At 52.3% G+C, this 4,094-nt stretch carries 5 protein-coding genes; all 5 read left to right on the top strand.

All coding sequences use genetic code 11. The features are described from left to right. Positions 1-479, top strand: a 479-nt coding sequence (locus tag ACTHUT_RS14780) for a phosphoribosyltransferase (protein WP_440418969.1), incomplete at its 5' end; no start/stop codon positions are given. Between the two features lie 122 nt (positions 480-601). After that, positions 602-1,666: a phosphate acyltransferase PlsX gene (plsX, locus tag ACTHUT_RS14775; protein WP_250599598.1), complete on the top strand. Its 1,065-nt coding sequence runs from the start codon at positions 602-604 to the stop codon at positions 1,664-1,666. 152 nt (positions 1,667-1,818) lie between these two features. Further along, a complete protein-coding gene (locus ACTHUT_RS14770; protein WP_036492865.1) occupies positions 1,819-2,781 on the top strand; it encodes a beta-ketoacyl-ACP synthase III in 963 nt (320 codons plus the stop codon). A gap of 51 nt (positions 2,782-2,832) precedes the next feature. Further along, the gene (locus ACTHUT_RS14765) at positions 2,833-3,180 is read left to right on the top strand and encodes a DUF1294 domain-containing protein (RefSeq protein ID WP_137041568.1); all 348 of its coding nucleotides are present in this window, start codon (positions 2,833-2,835) and stop codon (positions 3,178-3,180) included. 9 nt (positions 3,181-3,189) lie between these two features. Next, positions 3,190-4,094: ACP S-malonyltransferase (gene fabD / locus ACTHUT_RS14760; RefSeq protein ID WP_440418968.1), on the top strand; the 905-nt coding region annotated here is incomplete at its 3' end.

The raw sequence follows: 4,094 nt of genomic DNA, 5'->3' as shown, positions 1-4,094 counted from the left end.
TCAAAGGATTGGCGGAAAAAATCCAAAACTCCGGCACCAAATACGATGCCATGATTGCCATTGGCGGCGGCGGTTTTATCCCTGCCCGCATGTTGCGCTGCTTCTTGGAAATCCCGATTTACGCCGTCACCACAGCCTACTACGACAGTGATAACGAAGGCCAAGTTACCGAGGAAGTGAAAAAAGTCCAATGGCTTGATCCCGTTCCCGATGCCCTGAAAGGCAAAAACGTACTGGTCGTTGACGAAGTGGACGATAGCCGCGTTACCATGGAATTCTGCCTGAACGAATTGTTGAAAGAAGATTTCGGCACTGTCGGCGTGGCAGTATTGCATGAAAAAATCAAAGCCAAAGTCGGTAAAATTCCTGAAGGTATCCCTTATTTCAGCGGCATTACCGTTGAAGACTGGTGGATCAACTATCCTTGGGACGCGCTGGACATTGACGAACACAACAAATTGGCCGCGCAAAACCAATAAATCTGGTACAACCGTCGCAACAAGCCTTTTCATCTGATTTTCAATTCAATTTCCTGAAAATCAGATGAGTGTGCTTGTCCGATTGTTTGAGGCCGTCTGAAACACACAAACCGGAGAACAACATGATTACACTGGCCGTAGATGCCATGGGCGGAGATGCAGGCCTTGCGATGACCGTCCCCGGTGCAGTGGATTTCCTGAAACAGCAATCCGACGTACATCTGATTATGGTCGGAGATGAAGCAGCAGTCCGCCAAGCATTAAGCTCGGCAGGCGCGCCTATGGACCGCATTACCGTCTGCCATGCAGCGCAAGTCGTCGAAATGGATGAAGCGCCACAATCCGCTCTGAAAAACAAAAAAGAATCATCCATGCGCATCGCCATCAACCAAGTTAAAGAAGGCAATGCGCAAGCCGCCGTATCGGCAGGCAATACCGGCGCACTGATGGCGACCGCCCGATTCGTCCTCAAGACTATTCCCGGCATTGAGCGCCCTGCCATCGCCAAATTCCTGCCTTCCGACAGCGAACACGTTACCCTGGCTTTGGATTTGGGTGCAAATGTCGATTGCACGCCAGAACAACTGGTTCAATTTGCCATCATCGGCAGCGAGCTGGTACACGCTCTACACCCCGAAAAAGGCAGCCCGCGCGTCGCCCTTTTGAACGTCGGCACAGAAGACATCAAGGGTACGGATGCCGTCAAACAAACCTTTAAACTGTTGAGCAGCAGCAAACTCAACTTTATCGGCAATATCGAAAGCAACAGCGTTTTGTATGGCGAAGCCGATATCGTTGTCGCAGACGGATTTGTCGGCAATGTCATGCTAAAAACCATCGAAGGTGCGGTTAAATTCATGAGCGGCGCCATCCGCCGTGAATTCCAAAGCACCCTGTTCAACAAACTTGCCGCCATTGCCGCCCTGCCCGCGCTCAAAGGGTTGAAAGGCAAATTGGATCCGCGCAAATTTAACGGCGCCATCCTGCTTGGTTTACGCGGTATTGTAATTAAGAGCCACGGCGGAACCGACGAAGTCGGCTTCCGTTATGCTTTGGAAGAAGCCTATCACGAAGCCAAATCTGCCGGCCTCGCTCAAATCGAACAAGGCGTAGCTACCCAGTTGGCTGCTTTGGAAGCCGCCAAAGCAGAACTGGAAGCTGCTGCTACTCCAGCAACGGAAGCTTAAGGCTGATATATACAGGCCGTCTGAAACTTCAAAATGTTCAGACGGCCTGTTTTTATCTTTAATCACCGACTTCATTCTTAATATTGGGAATTTTCCCATTTTCGCTTACAATACCCGACTATCTGAATCAACTCTCTAAAAAGGCCGTTCTCATGCAATATGCCAAAATTTCCGGTACAGGCAGCTACCTTCCTGCCAACCGCGTCAGCAATGACGACCTTGCAAAAAAAGTGGACACTTCCGACGAGTGGATTACCACGCGTACAGGTATCAAATTTCGCCATATTGCAGACGACAACGAAAAAACCAGCGACTTGGCCGCCGAGTCAGCGCGCCGCGCCTTAGCAGATGCCAATTTGCAGGCTGACGATATCGATCTGATTATCGTCGCCACAGCCACTCCCGATATGCAGTTCCCTTCTACGGCAACCATCGTGCAGCAAAAATTGGGCATTGCCAACGGCTGTCCTGCCTTTGACGTACAAGCCGTGTGCGCCGGTTTTATGTATGCCCTGACCACTGCCAATGCCTACATCAAAAGCGGCATGGCGAAGAACGCTTTGGTTATCGGTGCGGAAACCTTCAGCCGCATCGTCGATTGGAACGACCGCACCACCTGTGTCCTCTTTGGTGACGGTGCGGGCGCGGTTGTCTTAAGCGCATCTGACGAACCGGGCATCATCCACAGCAAACTCAAAGCCGATGGCAACTACCTCAACCTTTTGAACGTCCCCGGACAAATCGCCAACGGCCAGGTTTGTGGTTCACCCTACATCAGCATGGACGGCCCCGGCGTATTCAAGTTTGCCGTCAAAATGCTGTCTAAAATCGCAGATGACGTTATCGAAGAAGCCGGTTACACTGCCGATCAAATCGATTGGATTGTGCCGCACCAAGCCAATAAGCGCATTATCGACTCTACCGCCAAACACTTAGGCTTGAGCATGGACAAAGTCATCTTGACTGTCCAAGACCACGGCAACACGTCCGCCGCCTCCATTCCACTGGCACTGGATGTCGGTATTAAAAACGGCCAAATCAAACGCGGACAAAACCTCTTGCTCGAAGGCATCGGCGGCGGTTTTGCCTGGGGTGCGGTTTTGGTGAAATACTAACGGTTGGGCCGTCTGAACACCCCTTTCAGACGGCCTATTCTGCTCAAACCCATGAAATCCCTAACGTTTGCACTCTGCATCAGCAGCCTGTTTTTAAGCATAACAGCTGCGATATTGCCCAAACTGGCAATCGCCTATCTCGCACTGAGTGTATACGTTTTCTTGATTTACTACCTAGATAAACAGCGCGCACGTAACCACGGCAGACGCATACCCGAAGCAAAATTGCACCTGCTTAATCTGCTTGGCGGCTGGCCGGGCGGTTATTGCGGCAGCCTCGCATTCAGACACAAAACCAGCAAACCCGGATTTGTCCGCACCTTCCGGCTGACCGCCGCAACCAATACTGTTGCCACCCTCCTTCTGCTGGCAGACATCCTCAAACATTCAAACCAATAAGGAATTACTATGTCTTTCGCATTCTTCTTCCCCGGACAAGGCTCACAAAGCCTAGGCATGATGAACGGCTTTGCCGAACAAGCCATCGTTAAAGCCACATTTGACGAAGCTTCCGCCGTATTGGGTCAAGACCTGTGGGCAATGATTAACGGCGAAGATGCCGAATTAATCGGACAAACCGTCAACACCCAGCCCATCATGCTGGCTGCCGGCATTGCCACCTACCGCGCCTACTTGGAAGCCGGCGGTAAAATCCCTTCAGTCGTTGCAGGCCACAGCCTCGGCGAATACACCGCCCTCGTCGCTGCCGGCGCATTGGATTTCGCAGACGCGGTCAAACTGGTTCGCCTGCGCGCCGAACTCATGCAATCTGCCGTACCGCAAGGCGTAGGCGCAATGGCCGCTATTTTGGGTTTGGAAGATGAACAAGTAAAAGCCATTTGTGCCGAAGCTGCACAAGGCGAAGTCGTTGAAGCCGTCAACTTCAATTCCCCAGGCCAAGTCGTGATTGCCGGCAATACCGCCGCAGTCGAACGCGCCATGGCCGCCGCCAAAGAAGCCGGAGCCAAACGCGCCCTGCCGCTGCCTGTTTCCGTTCCCTCACATTGCAGCCTCATGAAGCCTGCAGCGGAAAAACTTGCCGAAGCATTGAAAGACATCACCATCAAACAACCGCAAATCCGCGTCATTCATAACGCCGACGTTGCCTCTTACGATGATGCCGACAAAATCAAAGATGCCTTGGTACGCCAACTGTACAGCCCGGTGCGCTGGACAGAAACCGTCAATGCACTTGTTTCCGAAGGCATCACCGAATCCGCCGAATGCGGACCCGGCAAAGTCCTCGCAGGCCTAGCCAAACGCATCAATAAAGAAGCCGCGTGCAGCGCATTGACCAATGCCGACCAAGTGGC

It is taken from the genome of Neisseria sp. P0022.S010, assembly GCF_051956635.1.
Note: the sequence above shows the minus strand (reverse complement) of the source record. Positions and strands in the feature narration are given on the sequence as shown.

Bases quoted from the DNA above. Each gene is read 5' to 3' on its own strand.
- plsX (WP_250599598.1), top strand. From the start codon at position 602: ATGATTACACTGGCCGTAGATGCCATGGGCGGAGATGCAGGCCTTGCG.
- ACTHUT_RS14770 (WP_036492865.1), top strand. From the start codon at position 1,819: ATGCAATATGCCAAAATTTCCGGTACAGGCAGCTACCTTCCTGCCAAC.
- ACTHUT_RS14765 (WP_137041568.1), top strand. From the start codon at position 2,833: ATGAAATCCCTAACGTTTGCACTCTGCATCAGCAGCCTGTTTTTAAGC.